This window comes from Achromobacter denitrificans NBRC 15125 (genome assembly GCF_001571365.1).
In the GTDB taxonomy this organism is placed as follows: domain Bacteria; phylum Pseudomonadota; class Gammaproteobacteria; order Burkholderiales; family Burkholderiaceae_B; genus Achromobacter; species Achromobacter denitrificans.
On the sequence record NZ_BCTQ01000016.1, the window covers coordinates 37,830 to 50,066 of the forward strand.

Consider the following 12,237-nt stretch of genomic DNA (forward strand, 5'->3'; position numbering starts at 1 on the left):
GGTCAGCGTCCTGAAGGAGCGGAGGGCGGGGCGGGCGGGGAAAACAGGCCGCCCGTGAGCATGGCGATGGCGTGGGCCGCGATCGCCTCGGTGTCGATGGCCTGCGCCCGCGCATCGCCTTGCCACACGCGCCGCCACAGGGCGGAGGTGGCCAGGGGCAGCAGGGTCAGGCCCAGGATGGAAAGAAATACCAGGCGCGGCTCCACGCCGGGGGTGATGGCGCCCCGGCGCTGGCTGTCGGCGATCAGGCCGGCGAAGGCCTGCAGGCGGTCGGAGGGCAAGTGGCGCAGCACGCGTTCGCGCAGTTGGCCGCCTTCGTTGACCACTTCGTGCAGCCACAGGGCCGGCAGCCACGGCCGTTCGGCCGCGCACCGGACCAGTCGGCCGACGATTTCCGCGATGAAGGCGCGGGCCGCGGCGGCGGGATCCGGGGCGGGCGCGGCGTCTTGCTCCAGCGGCACGGGCGCCCAGACAAAGCCGATCACCGGCACGATCCGTTCCAGCACCACCGCGTCGATGAGTTGGTCGCGGCTCTTGAAGTAGTAATGCACCATCGCCGGCGTGACGCCGGCGCGTTGCGCGATGTGCGAGATGGTGGTGGCGGCCACGCCGCGCGCGGCGAACAGTTCGGTGGCGAGGTCCAGCAGCTGGCCGCGCACGGCGGCGTTGTCGGGGCGCGGCGGCCGGCCGGGCCGGCGGGAAGGGGGAGGCGGTACGGGGCACATGCGGCGTATGTTAATTAAATTATTAATTAATTAAAAGGGGGGCACGCGCCAGGGTTACACCACGGGGGCGCGGGCAACGATGGTGTAATGGGGCGGATCCCCCCTTCCTGCCGCCCGGGCGCTGCCCGCCAGGCCCGGACGGCTTTTCGCAGGAGACTGGAACTCATGTCGCAATCGTCTTCCATCAACCGCCGCATCGTGCTTGCCGCCCGTCCTCACGGCGAGCCCGCGGACAGCGATTTCCGCCTGGAAACCGGCGAGGTGCCGCAGCCGGGGCCGGGCCAGGTGCTGCTGCGCACCGTCTATCTCTCGCTGGATCCCTATATGCGCGGGCGCATGAGCGACGCGCCGTCCTACGCCGAACCCGTCAAGGTGGGCGAGCCCATGGTGGGCGGCACGGTCGCGCGCGTCGAAGCATCCAACAACCCCGCCTACCAGGCGGGCGATTGGGTGCTGGCGCAGTCCGGCTGGCAGGATTACGCGCTGTCGGACGGAACCGGCCTGCTGCACCTGGGGCCGGATCCCGAGCATCCTTCCTATTCGTTGGGCGTGCTGGGCATGCCCGGCTTCACCGGCTACATGGGCCTGCTGGACATCGGCCAGCCCAAGGCCGGCGAAACCGTGGTGGTGGCCGCCGCCAGCGGCGCCGTGGGCGCGGTGGTGGGGCAGATCGCCAAGATCCACGGCTGCCGGGTGGTGGGCATCGCCGGGGGCGCGGACAAATGCCGCTACGCGGTGGAGGAGCTGGGCTTCGACGAATGCCTGGACCACAAGGCGCCCGACCTGCCGGCCCGCCTGGCCCGGGCGGTGCCGCAAGGCATCGACGTGTATTTCGAGAACGTCGGCGGCGCCGTGTTCGACGCCGTGCTGCCGCTCTTGAATCCGCGCGCCCGGGTGCCGGTCTGCGGCCTGATCGCCGCGTACAACGCCACCAGCCAGCCCGAGGGGCCCGACCGCCTGGGGCTGCTGATGCGCGCGATCCTGACCAAGCGGCTGAAGGTGCAGGGCTTCATCATCTTCAATGAATACGCGCACCGGTATGGCGAGTTCCGCCAGGCGATGGAAGTCCTGGTCCGGGACGGCCGCATCAAGTACCGCGAAGACGTGGTCGAGGGGCTGGAAAACGCGCCGCGCGGCCTGATCGGGCTGCTGCGGGGCGAAAACGCCGGCAAGCGCATCGTGCGCGTCGGCCCGGACGAAAGGAGCGCGCTATGAATATCCTGATTGTGCTGACCTCCCACGACACGCTGGGCGACACCGGCCGCAAGACCGGCTTCTGGCTGGAAGAGTTCGCCGCGCCGTACTACGCCTTCGTGGATGCCGGCGCCAAGGTCACGCTGGCCTCGCCCAAGGGCGGCCAGCCTCCGCTGGATCCCAAGAGCGACGATCCCGACGCCCAGACGGACGATACGCGGCGCTTCCGCCAGGACGCCGACGCCCAGCAACGGCTGGCGTCCACCCGTCTGCTGGGCGAAGTGCAGGCGGCCGACTACGACGCGGTCTTCTACCCGGGCGGCCATGGCCCGCTGTGGGACCTGGCCGAGGATCCGAAGTCGGTCTCGCTGATCGAGACCATGCTGGCGGCCGGCAAGCCGGTGGCCGCCGTGTGCCATGCGCCCGGCGTGCTGCGCCACGCCAAGACGGCCGACGGCAAGCCGCTGGTGCAGGGCAGGCAGGTCACCGGGTTCTCCAACGCCGAGGAGGCGGCCGTGCAGCTGAGCGACGTGGTGCCTTTCCTGGTCGAGGACGAGCTGAAGAAACTCGGCGGGCTGTATTCCAGCGGCCCGGACTGGCAGCCTCTCGTGGTCGGCGACGGCCTGCTGATCACCGGCCAGAATCCGGCGTCGTCGGTGGGCGTGGCGCAGGCGCTGCTGGACCGGCTCAAGGCCTGAGGCCTGAGGCCGCGGGGCGCGGGCCGGCCCGCGGCGGCCGGCTCGGACGGGCGCGGGCCGGTCCCTCGCGGTGCGCCGCGTTGCGGGGTCTGCAACTGATCGGCAATATTCGGTGCGCATTGTGTCAGAATCGCCGCTTTCTGAAACAAGCGCATGGCGCCAAGCCGCCTTGCGAGCCCGTCCCGATGCCTCCAGACGTACCCGAAATTCCCCAAGGCTCCTGCGTGGCGGCGTTGTTCGCCGCCATGCGGGCGCGCGATCCCGCGACCGGCCGCCACTGCGACAGGGTCGTCGCGTTGAGCGTGTCCCTCGCCCAGGCCTGCGGCCTGCCCGAAAACGAACACGAAGCGGTGGCCGTCGCGGCCAGGCTGCATGACGTCGGCAAGATCGGCACGCCCGACCGCGTGCTGTTTTCGCCCGGTCGCCTGAACAAGGACGACTGGGAAATCATGAAGGCGCACGCCGCGGTGGGCGCGGACATCATCCTGCACAGCGCGATGGCGCGGCGCGAACTGGTCGCCCTCGCGGTGCGCCACCATCACGAGCACTTCGACGGATCCGGCTATCCCGCGGGCCTGGCCGGCGAGGCCATCCCGCTGCATGCGCGCATTATTTCGCTGGCGGATTCCTACGATGCGCTGGGCGATGCGCGTCCCTACCATCCCGCCCGCTCGCACACGGAGATCATGCGCATCCTGAACCAGGAGGCCGGCTCCAAGTGCGATCCCGCTCTTCTGCGCGTCTTCGAGCGCATGATCCAGAAAAGCCAGCTGAGGGTGCCGTAGGATGGGTGGAGCGCGGCAGTTCCTAGACGAGAACCCAGGTGCTCAACGCGCGAAACCCATGCAGCCGTGAGCAGACAATGCCCTGCAGCGGCCGGAAAACACGCTCTTGCGGCCGCATGGGTTTCGCGCGCTGGAGACTTGAGTTCTTCCTTAAGAACTCTCGCGCTCCACCCATCCTACAACCGGTAATTCGCTGCGACCGTTTCCAGGTCCTGCAAGGTGCGTTGCTGCCAGGCGGCGTCGTGGCCGAGTTCCTCGGCGAGGATGCGCGCCACTTCGGGCGCGGCCAGCATGGCGGCCTCGCTGTCCAGGAACAGGGCGCGGTTGCGGCGCGCCAGCACGTCCTCGGCGCTGCGCGCGAGCTCGAAGCGCGCCGCGAACCGGACGTGGGCTTCGGACAGCCCGCTGCTCTTGACCAGCATGCGTTCCGCGCCCGGCAGGGCCTTCAGGGTCGGCAGGTCGCTGCCGTAGTAGCTGTCCGGAGTGCCGGCGTGTTCCTGGGAAGGAGCCAGTCCCGAGGCGCCGTGCAGCGGCAACGATTCGGTGCGGCAGCTGGCCTGGGTCAGCAGCTGGTGCTGGATGGCCGTGTCCACCACGTCCTGCGCCATGCGGCGGTAGGTGGTCCATTTGCCGCCGGTCACCGTGACCAGGCCGGCCTTGGACACCAGGATGGTGTGCTCGCGCGACAGGGATTTGGTGGACGCTTCGCCCGTGGCCTTCACCAGCGGACGCAGCCCGGCCCAGACGCTGGTGACGTCGTCGCGCGTGGGCTTGCGGCTGAGATAACGCGCGGCCGTGCCCAGGATGAAGTCCACGTCCTGGGCGCCGGCCTGCGGATCCAGCGGCAGGTCGTCGCGCGGGGTGTCGGTGGTGCCGACGATGGTGTGGCCGTTCCACGGCACCACGAACAACACGCGGCCGTCGTCGGTCTTGGGAATCAGGATGGCGCGGTTGCCCGGCAGGAAATCTCGCGGCAGGGTCAGGTGCACGCCCTGGCTGGGGGCCACCATGGTCTGCGCGTTCTTGTCTTCCATGCGCCGCACCGCGTCCACCCAGACGCCGGTGGCGTTGACCACGCAGCGCGCGCGCAGCGTGAAGGTCGAGCCGCCGATCGCGTCCTGCGCGGTCACGCCGTCCACCTTGCCGCCCGTCATGGTCAGGCCTGTGGCGCGCACGTAGTTCACCGCCGTGCCGCCCAGATCGAACAGGGTGCGCATCAGGCTCACCGCCAGGCGCGCATCGTCGAACTGGCCGTCGTAATACAGCACGCCGCCCCGCAGCTTGCGGCCGTTCACGCTTTCGGCGAGCGTCGGTGCATTGGCCAGCGTATCGCGGCGCGACAGCCAGCGGCTGGGCGACAGGTTCAGCTTCCCGGCCAGCATGTCGTACATCTTCAGGCCGACGCCGTAGAAGGGCTGGTCCAGCAGGTTGTACGCGGGCACGACGAAGCCCAGCGGCCACACCAGGTGCGGCGCGTTGCGGTTGAGCAGCCCGCGTTCGTGCAGGGCTTCGCGGACCAGGCTGACGTTGCCTTGCGCCAGATACCGCACGCCGCCGTGCACGAGCTTGGTGGCCTTGCTGGAGGTGCCCTTGGCGAAGTCGGCGCCTTCGATCAGCAGCGTGCGATAGCCGCGCGACGCGGCGTCGACCGCGGTGCCCAGGCCCGTGGCGCCGCCGCCGATGACGATCACATCCCAAGAATGCGTGTTGTCCAGCGTGGCCAGGAGGCGATTGCGGTCGGGCGGGGCGACGGAGGCGGGGGAGGAGTTCATGGAGATCAAGGTATTTGCTTCAAAGTATTCGGGGCCGCGGCGACGTCGCAGCGCACGCCGGCGTCCAGCAGGACCTGGGCCAGCGGCTCTTGCGGATGCGCATCGGTGAAAAACCGGTCTATCTGCGAGATGTGCGCCAGCTCCACCATGGCCTGGCGCTTGAATTTGCTGCTGTCGGCGGCGAGCCAGACTTCGCGCGACTGTTCGATGATGGTCCGGGCCACGCGCACTTCGCGGAAGTCGTAATCCCGCAGCGTGCCGTCGGCTTCGATGCCGGAAATGCCGATCAGGCCGATGTCCACCTTGAACTGCCGGATGAAGTCCATGGTCGCTTCGCCCACGATGCCGCGGTCGCGCGAACGCACCACGCCGCCGGCCACGATGACTTCGCAGTCCGGGTTGTCCGACAGGATGTCGGCCACGTGCAGGTTGTTCGTGATGACGCGCAGGCCGCGATGGCGCAGCAGCGCGCGCGCGATGGCTTCGGTGGTGGTGCCGATGTTCAGGATCAGGGAGCAGCCGTCCGGCACCGCCCGCGCCACCGCCTCGGCGATGCGCTGCTTGCCGGCCGCGTGCAGGCCCTGGCGCTTGCGGTAGGCGATGTTCTCGATGGTGGACGCTTCGATTCGCACGCCGCCGTGGAAGCGCGAGAGCAGGCCGGCTTCCGAAAGGATATTGACGTCGCGCCGCACGGTCTGCAGCGTGACGTCAAAGCGTTTGGCGAGTTCTTCGATCGAGGCGGAGCCCTGGGCCCGCACCATTTCGATCAGCGCGCTCTGTCTGGGATTCAGTGTCATGTTCACATAATAAAACAACAAAAGCGAAAAATAATGACGCGCTGCAAGATTGTTTTTTGTTCGCTTCTTGAGTAAAACGCACAAAAAACGAAAACTATCTGAAAGGGTATGCTCACGGTGTGGTTCGTTTGACGCGCGCTGGGCCGCTGTACCGAATACCGAAGTCCGCCTTGAATAAGTAGGGACGCATAGTAGGTAGAGGAGATCAGATGCAGCTGAACCTGGACAGGATAAGTTTGCGCGCCGGCTCGCAAACGCACCTGTACCCCATGAGCCTGGCCCCGGTCGAGGGCGCCATGACGGTCTTGCTGGGCGCGACCCTGGCCGGCAAGACCTCGCTGATGCGCATCATGGCCGGGCTGGACCGGCCCACCGAGGGCCGCGTGCTGGCCGACGGCGCGGACGTCACCGGGGTGCCGGTGCGCCAGCGCAACGTCGCCATGGTGTACCAGCAGTTCATCAATTACCCGTCCATGTCGGTCTACGACAACATTGCCTCGCCGCTCAAGCTGCGCGGGGCGGGGGACATCCGCGAAAAAGTCCGCGCCATGGCGGCGCGCCTGCACATCGACCACCTGCTGGAGCGCTACCCGTCGGAACTGTCGGGCGGGCAGCAGCAGCGGGTGGCGCTGGCGCGCGCCCTGGCCAAGGATGCGCCGCTGATCCTGCTGGACGAGCCCCTGGTCAACCTGGACTACAAATTGCGCGAGGAACTGCGCGACGAACTGTCGGCGCTGTTCGCCGAAGGGCGGTCCACGGTGGTGTACGCCACCACCGAACCCGGCGAGGCGCTGTTGCTGGGAGGCCACACGGCGGTGCTGGACGCGGGCGAGCTGCTGCAATACGGCCCCACGGCCGAGGTTTTCCACCGGCCGAATTCGCTGCGCGTGGCGCGCGCTTTCAGCGATCCGCCGATGAACCTGTTCCCGGCGCGCCGCACGGCGGCCGGCTTCGTGCTGCAAGGCGAGATGGAAGTGGCGCGCGCGCTTCCGCCGGAGGCGGGCGGGGACTGCGCGGACATCACCGCCGGCCTGCGCGCCGGCGCGCTGGACGTGGAGCCGCGCCCCGGCCATCTCGGCCTGCCGGGGATCGTGAAGCTGGCGGAGATTTCCGGGTCGGACACCTTCGTTCACGCGGAAACGGCGGCGGGCGACGTGGTGGCGCAACTGCCTGGCGTCCATCGCTATACGCTGGACGAGCGCGTGCAGCTGTACTTCGATCCCGCCCAGACCTACGCCTTCGGGGCGGGCGGCGCCTTGCTGGCCGCGCCCGGGCAACCCGCGGGCGCGGGGGAGGCGGCCTGATGGCGCAGATCGAGCTGGACCTTTCCCATTCCTACGTGGCCGATCCCCGGACCGATGACGACTATGCGCTGCTGCCGCTGAAATTCACGTTCCAGGACGGCGGCGCCTATGCCTTGCTGGGGCCGTCCGGCTGCGGCAAGACCACGCTGCTGAACTGCGTATCGGGGCTGCTGCGCCCGTCGCACGGGCGCATCCTGTTCGACGGCCAGGACGTCACCGGCAAGACGCCGCAGGCGCGCAACATCGCCCAGGTGTTCCAGTTTCCCGTCGTGTACGACACCATGACGGTGGCCGAGAACCTCGCGTTCCCGCTGCGCAACCGCGGCATCGCGCCGGACCGCATCCGCGAGCGGGTGGGGCGCATCGCCGAAATGCTGGAAATGTCGGCGGTGCTGGACCGCCGGGCCAGCGGCCTGACGGCCGACGCCAAGCAGAAGATTTCGCTGGGCCGCGGGCTGGTGCGCAGCGACGTCTCGGCCATCCTGTTCGACGAGCCCCTCACCGTCATCGACCCGCAGCTGAAATGGGAGCTGCGCCGCAAACTCAAGGAGATCCACCACGAGTTCAAGCTGACGCTCATCTACGTCACGCACGACCAGACCGAGGCGCTGACCTTCGCCGACCAGGTCATGGTGATGGCGCGGGGCCGGGCCGTGCAGGTGGGCACCGCGGACGACCTGTTCCAGCGCCCGGCGCACACCTTCGTGGGCCATTTCATCGGCTCGCCGGGCATGAACTTCCTGCCCGCGCAGTGGCGCGACGGGGCGCTGGAGGTGGGCGGACGCCGGGTGGCGGGCGTGCCCGACGCCCTGGCCGAGAAGCTGGCCGGCGCGGGCCCGGTGAAGCTGGGCGTGCGCCCGGAATACCTGAGGCTGGCCGAGCCCGACGCGCCCGGCGCCGTGCCGATGCGGGTCGAGCGCGTGCAGGACGTGGGCACCTATACGCTGCTGGTGGCGGATTTCGAGGGCGCGCCGGTGCGCGCCCGCCTGGGCAACGGCGCGGTGGCCGCCGCCGCCGGCACGGTCTGGCTGTCCGTGCTCAACCCGCACACCTGCTTCTACCGCGACGAGGAGCTGATCCGATGAAACCCATAGATCACCGGGCCTGGTTCCTGGTCCTGCCCGTGGTGCTGTGCGTGGCGTTCTCCGCCATCCTGCCGCTGATGACCATCGTGAATTATTCGGTGCAGGACATCATTTCGCCCGAGCGCCGCGTGTTCGTCGGGACCGAGTGGTACGCGGCCGTCCTGCAGGACGAAGAGCTGCACGGCGCGCTGTTTCGCCAGATCGGCTTTTCGCTGGCCGTCCTGGCCATCGAGATCCCGCTGGGCATCCTGCTGGCGCTGTCCATGCCGGCGGCCGGCTGGCGGGCCTCCGCCGTGCTGGTGATCATCGCGCTGTCGCTGCTGATCCCGTGGAACGTGGTGGGCACTATCTGGCAGGTGTTCGGCCGCACCGACATCGGCCTGCTGGGCGCCGCGCTGTCCTGGCTGGGCGTGGACTACAACTACACCGGAAACGACGTGGACGCCTGGGTCACGGTGCTGGTGATGGACGTCTGGCACTGGACGCCGCTGGTGGCCTTGCTGTGCTACGCCGGCCTGCGCGCCATCCCCGACGCCTACTACCAGGCCGCGCGCATCGACGGCGCCTCGCGCATGGCGGTGTTCCGGTACATCCAGCTGCCCAAGATGCGGGGCGTGCTCATGATCGCGGTGCTGCTGCGCTTCATGGACAGCTTCATGATCTATACCGAGCCCTTCGTGCTGACGGGTGGCGGGCCGGGCAACGCCACCACCTTCCTCTCGCAATACCTGACGCAGAAGGCCGTGGGCCAGTTCGACCTGGGGCCGGCCGCCGCCTTCTCCATCATTTACTTCCTGATCATCCTGCTCTTGTGCTTCATCCTGTACAACTGGATGCAGCGCGCCGGCACGACCGGCGGCTTCGACGAGGAGCGCGCAAATGCGTGACAACAACACCTGGTGGCGCGGCGCCTTCCTGACCCTCTACCTCGTCTTCGCCATCCTGCCGCTGTACTGGATGCTGAACATGTCGTTCAAGACCAACACCGAAATCGTCAGCACGCTGACGTTCTGGCCGAACGACTTCACCTTCGAGCACTACCGGACCATCTTCACCGACCCGGCCTGGTATTCCGGCTATATCAATTCGCTGATCTACGTCGTCATCAATACCGTGATTTCGCTGGCGGTGGCGCTGCCGGCCGCCTACGCCTTCTCGCGCTACCGCTTCATCGGCGACAAGCACGTGTTCTTCTGGCTGCTGACCAACCGCATGACACCGCCCGCCGTGTTCCTGCTGCCGTTCTTCCAGCTCTACAGCTCGTTCGGCCTGATGGACACGCACCTGGCCGTCGCGCTGGCGCACCTGGTGTTCAACGTGCCGCTGGCGGTGTGGATCCTGGAGGGCTTCATGTCGGGCGTGCCGCGCGAGATCGACGAAACCGCCTATGTGGACGGCTATTCCTTCCCGCGCTTTTTCCTGACGATCTTCCTGCCCCTGATCAAGTCCGGCGTGGGCGTGGCCGCCTTCTTCTGCTTCATGTTCAGCTGGGTGGAATTGCTGCTGGCGCGCACGCTCACGTCGGTCAACGCCAAGCCCATCGTCGCCACCATGACCCGCACCGTGTCCGCCTCGGGCATGGACTGGGGCGTGCTGGCCGCGGCGGGCGTGCTGACCATCGTGCCCGGAGGCATCGTCATCTGGTTCGTGCGGCACTACATCGCGAAGGGCTTCGCGATGGGCCGGGTATAGCGCCGGCCGCCTTCAGGAGGACCGCCCATGTTCAGCTGGATGGTATGGACCACCCCCGTCGCCGTGTTCTTCACCTGCGTCATTCTGATGCTGGTGGGCATGACGGTATGGGAATTGAAATCGCCCACGGTCGAGCGCAAGGGGTTCCTGCCCCTGCGCACCACGCGGGGCGACCGTCTTTTCATCGGCCTGATGGCCGCGGCCTGGGTCAACCTGGCGTTCGTGGGCCTGGGCGGCAAGGCGGCCGAATGGTTTTCGCTGGATGAGCCGCCCTCCGTGTGGATCGGGTTCGCCGCGTCGATGCTGCTGCTCGCATTCGTTATGAGGAAGGGCTGAAGAGGGGCGACAGATCTCTCGTCAACGCAAGCGGTGTGGAAGGACTATCGGCCAGCGTCTTCCCCGGCCAGCAGTCCGCAGCGAACATAGGGGAAGGCTTATCGAGGAGACAGGTCATGAAATTGCGCATGCACGCCATGGCGGCCGCTATCGCCCTGATCGGGACGTCGGGCGCGTGGGCCGGCGAGCCGGAAGCGAAGAAGTGGGTCGATTCGGAGTTCCAACCCTCATCGCTGTCCAAGGACCAGCAGATGGCCGAGATGAAGTGGTTCATCGACGCCGCGGCCAAGCTCAAGGCGAAAGGGGTCAACGAGATCAGCGTGGTATCCGAGACCATCACCACGCACGAGTACGAGTCCAAGACGCTGGCCAAGGCCTTCACGGAGATCACCGGCATCAAGGTCAACCACGACCTGATCCAGGAAGGCGACGTGGTCGAGAAACTGCAGACCTCCATGCAGTCCGGGAAATCCATCTACGACGGGTGGATCTCGGATTCGGACCTGATCGGCACCCACTACCGTTACGGCGCCATCCTGCCGCTGTCGGACTACATGGCCGGCGTGGGCAAGGAATGGACCAACCCGAACCTGGACCTCAAGGACTTCATCGGCACCAAGTTCACCACGGCGCCGGACGGCAAGCTCTACCAGCTGCCGGACCAGCAGTTCGCCAACGTGTACTGGTTCCGGGCCGACTGGTTCGCGCGCCAGGACCTGAAGGACAAGTTCAAGGCCAAGTACGGCTACGAGCTGGGCGTGCCCACCAACTGGTCCGCCTACGAAGACATCGCCGACTTCTTCTCCAACGACGTCAAGGAGCTGGACGGCAAGAAGGTCTACGGCCACATGGACTACGGCAAGAAGGACCCGTCGCTGGGCTGGCGCTTTACCGATGCCTGGCTGTCCATGGCCGGCGCCGCGGATAAGGGCCTGCCCAACGGCATGCCGGTGGACGAATGGGGCATACGCGTGGCGGACGACAAGTGCACGCCGGTGGGCGCGTCGGTCTCCCGCGGCGGCGCTACCAACAGCCCGGCCGCGGTGTATGCGCTGACCAAGTACGTGGACTGGATGAAGAAGTACGCGCCCCAGCAGGCCATGGGCATGACCTTCTCGGAGTCCGGCCCCGTGCCGGCCCAGGGCCAGATCGCCCAGCAGATCTTCTGGTACACGGCCTTCACCGCCGACATGACCAAGAAGGGCCTGCCGGTGGTCAACGACGACGGCACGCCGAAGTGGCGCATGGCGCCGTCGCCCTATGGCCCGTACTGGAAGGACGGCATGCAGAACGGCTACCAGGACGTGGGCTCCTGGACCTTCTTCAAGTCGACCAACCCGGACAAGATGGCGGCGGCCTGGCTCTACGCGCAGTTCGTCACGTCCAAGTCGGTCTCGCTGAAGAAGTCCATCACCGGCCTGACCTTCATCCGCGACAGCGACATCAACAGCGAGTTCTTCACCAAGAACGCCGCGAACTACGGCGGCCTGATCGAGTTCTACCGCAGCCCCGCGCGCGTGGCCTGGACGCCGACCGGCAACAACGTGCCGGACTATCCGAAGCTCGCGCAGCTGTGGTGGAAGAACGTCGCGACCGCCGTGACGGGCGAGAAGACGCCGCAGGCCGCCATGGACAACCTGGCCAATGAAATGGACCAGGTGATGGCGCGGCTGGAGCGGGCCGGGATGGCGCAGTGCGCGCCCAAGCTGAATCCCAAGAGCGACCCCTCCAAGTGGCTGTCCGACCAGCATGCGCCGTGGAAGAAGCTCGCCAACGAAAAGCCCAAGGGCGAGACCATTCCCTATGAAAAGCTGCTGGCCGCCTGGAAGGACGGGAAGGTCAGGTAGGC

Annotated in this window: 12 protein-coding genes; 9 read left to right on the forward strand and 3 right to left on the reverse strand. The window is 67.4% G+C overall.

Annotation, left to right across the window (positions count from 1 at the left end):
• Window positions 1-2 precede the first annotated feature (2 nt).
• Window positions 3-725: a TetR/AcrR family transcriptional regulator gene (locus ADE01S_RS14945; protein WP_062682495.1), complete on the reverse strand. Its 723-nt coding sequence runs from the start codon at window positions 723-725 to the stop codon at window positions 3-5.
• Window positions 726-890: 165 nt separating this feature from the next.
• Between ADE01S_RS14945 and curA the strand changes: the two genes are divergently transcribed.
• From curA to ADE01S_RS14960, 3 genes are all read left to right on the forward strand, one after another.
• Window positions 891-1,940, forward strand: coding sequence for an NADPH-dependent curcumin/dihydrocurcumin reductase (curA, locus tag ADE01S_RS14950; protein ID WP_062682496.1), 1,050 nt, complete (start codon window positions 891-893; stop codon window positions 1,938-1,940).
• On the forward strand, window positions 1,937-2,617 hold the full coding sequence (locus ADE01S_RS14955) for a type 1 glutamine amidotransferase domain-containing protein (RefSeq protein WP_062682497.1): 681 nt from the start codon (window positions 1,937-1,939) through the stop codon (window positions 2,615-2,617). The genes curA and ADE01S_RS14955 overlap by 4 nt, the downstream gene beginning before the upstream one ends.
• Window positions 2,618-2,802: 185 nt before the next feature.
• Entirely contained in the window at window positions 2,803-3,402 is a 600-nt protein-coding gene (locus ADE01S_RS14960; protein WP_062682499.1) for an HD-GYP domain-containing protein, read from the forward strand.
• 176 nt (window positions 3,403-3,578) lie between these two features.
• On the opposite strand, the gene ADE01S_RS14965 is transcribed toward ADE01S_RS14960, so the two are convergent.
• Together ADE01S_RS14965 and ADE01S_RS14970 are read right to left on the reverse strand one after the other, a co-directional pair.
• Entirely contained in the window at window positions 3,579-5,174 is a 1,596-nt protein-coding gene (locus tag ADE01S_RS14965; RefSeq protein WP_062682607.1) for a glycerol-3-phosphate dehydrogenase/oxidase, read from the reverse strand.
• Between the two features lie 5 nt (window positions 5,175-5,179).
• On the reverse strand, window positions 5,180-5,971 hold the full coding sequence (locus ADE01S_RS14970) for a DeoR/GlpR family DNA-binding transcription regulator (RefSeq protein WP_228468457.1): 792 nt from the start codon (window positions 5,969-5,971) through the stop codon (window positions 5,180-5,182).
• Between the two features lie 209 nt (window positions 5,972-6,180).
• Here ADE01S_RS14970 and ADE01S_RS14975 point away from each other — a divergent pair, with 209 nt between their 5' ends.
• The 6 genes from ADE01S_RS14975 to ADE01S_RS15000 all read left to right on the forward strand — a co-directional run bounded on the left by ADE01S_RS14975 (window position 6,181) and on the right by ADE01S_RS15000 (window position 12,235).
• On the forward strand, window positions 6,181-7,275 hold the full coding sequence (locus tag ADE01S_RS14975) for an ABC transporter ATP-binding protein (RefSeq protein WP_062682502.1): 1,095 nt from the start codon (window positions 6,181-6,183) through the stop codon (window positions 7,273-7,275).
• Complete coding sequence (locus ADE01S_RS14980) at window positions 7,275-8,360, forward strand: ABC transporter ATP-binding protein (protein WP_062682503.1); 1,086 nt, start codon at window positions 7,275-7,277, stop codon at window positions 8,358-8,360. Before ADE01S_RS14975 ends, ADE01S_RS14980 begins: the two co-directional genes overlap by 1 nt.
• The gene (locus ADE01S_RS14985; RefSeq protein ID WP_062682505.1) at window positions 8,357-9,247 is read left to right on the forward strand and encodes a carbohydrate ABC transporter permease; all 891 of its coding nucleotides are present in this window, start codon (window positions 8,357-8,359) and stop codon (window positions 9,245-9,247) included. Before ADE01S_RS14980 ends, ADE01S_RS14985 begins: the two co-directional genes overlap by 4 nt.
• Complete coding sequence (locus tag ADE01S_RS14990; RefSeq protein WP_062682507.1) at window positions 9,240-10,052, forward strand: carbohydrate ABC transporter permease; 813 nt, start codon at window positions 9,240-9,242, stop codon at window positions 10,050-10,052. The genes ADE01S_RS14985 and ADE01S_RS14990 overlap by 8 nt, the downstream gene beginning before the upstream one ends.
• Before the next feature lie 27 nt (window positions 10,053-10,079).
• Window positions 10,080-10,388: a DUF2160 domain-containing protein gene (locus tag ADE01S_RS14995; protein ID WP_062682508.1), complete on the forward strand. Its 309-nt coding sequence runs from the start codon at window positions 10,080-10,082 to the stop codon at window positions 10,386-10,388.
• 116 nt (window positions 10,389-10,504) lie between these two features.
• Complete coding sequence (locus ADE01S_RS15000; protein WP_062682510.1) at window positions 10,505-12,235, forward strand: ABC transporter substrate-binding protein; 1,731 nt, start codon at window positions 10,505-10,507, stop codon at window positions 12,233-12,235.
• Window positions 12,236-12,237: the final 2 nt, after the last annotated feature.

Coding starts and splice junctions, on each gene's coding strand:
- ADE01S_RS14945 (WP_062682495.1), bottom strand. CDS start 725: ATGTGCCCCGTACCGCCTCCCCCTTCCCGCCGGCCCGGCCGGCCGCCG.
- curA (WP_062682496.1), top strand. CDS start 891: ATGTCGCAATCGTCTTCCATCAACCGCCGCATCGTGCTTGCCGCCCGT.
- ADE01S_RS14955 (WP_062682497.1), top strand. CDS start 1,937: ATGAATATCCTGATTGTGCTGACCTCCCACGACACGCTGGGCGACACC.
- ADE01S_RS14960 (WP_062682499.1), top strand. CDS start 2,803: ATGCCTCCAGACGTACCCGAAATTCCCCAAGGCTCCTGCGTGGCGGCG.
- ADE01S_RS14965 (WP_062682607.1), bottom strand. CDS start 5,174: ATGAACTCCTCCCCCGCCTCCGTCGCCCCGCCCGACCGCAATCGCCTC.
- ADE01S_RS14970 (WP_228468457.1), bottom strand. CDS start 5,971: ATGACACTGAATCCCAGACAGAGCGCGCTGATCGAAATGGTGCGGGCC.
- ADE01S_RS14975 (WP_062682502.1), top strand. CDS start 6,181: ATGCAGCTGAACCTGGACAGGATAAGTTTGCGCGCCGGCTCGCAAACG.
- ADE01S_RS14980 (WP_062682503.1), top strand. CDS start 7,275: ATGGCGCAGATCGAGCTGGACCTTTCCCATTCCTACGTGGCCGATCCC.
- ADE01S_RS14985 (WP_062682505.1), top strand. CDS start 8,357: ATGAAACCCATAGATCACCGGGCCTGGTTCCTGGTCCTGCCCGTGGTG.
- ADE01S_RS14990 (WP_062682507.1), top strand. CDS start 9,240: ATGCGTGACAACAACACCTGGTGGCGCGGCGCCTTCCTGACCCTCTAC.
- ADE01S_RS14995 (WP_062682508.1), top strand. CDS start 10,080: ATGTTCAGCTGGATGGTATGGACCACCCCCGTCGCCGTGTTCTTCACC.
- ADE01S_RS15000 (WP_062682510.1), top strand. CDS start 10,505: ATGAAATTGCGCATGCACGCCATGGCGGCCGCTATCGCCCTGATCGGG.